The organism is Arthrobacter sp. 10N44_2 (assembly GCF_056394385.1).
This window is the reverse complement of record NZ_JBFTHT010000065.1, coordinates 1-362: the sequence shown is the minus strand read 5'-3', so window position 1 is coordinate 362 and position 362 is coordinate 1. Positions and strand designations below refer to the sequence as shown.

Below are 362 nucleotides of genomic sequence, written 5' to 3'. Positions count from 1 at the left end.
TCGTTGGCGTGCGCGCCGCGCCCGGCGATCCGGGCCAAAGGCTCCAGGCCCAGGATCCCGGCGGCCTTTTCACTGCCCAGCCACGCCGCGGACGCGCCGTCGGAGAGCGGGGACGCGTTCCCGGCCGTGACGGTGCCGTTCCCGGTCCGGAACACGGTCTTGAGCCCGGCGAGCTTCTCCGCCGAGGACCCGGGACGGATGCCCTCGTCGCGGACCAGGTCCGTGCCCGGGACCGGGACGACGAGGTTGTCGTAGAAMCCCTCGTCCCAGGCCGCGGCGGCGAGGTTGTGGGAGYCGGCGGAGAACTCGTCCTGCTGCTCGCGGGTCACGCCGTACTTCTCCCGGAGCCGTTCGGTGGCCTC

Annotated in this window: 1 protein-coding gene; it reads right to left on the bottom strand. The window is 73.3% G+C overall.

The genetic code is table 11. The features are described 5' to 3' along the window. Positions 1–362, bottom strand: a 362-nt coding sequence (locus AC1DBX_RS20740) for a thiolase family protein (protein ID WP_476932678.1), incomplete at both ends; no start/stop codon positions are given.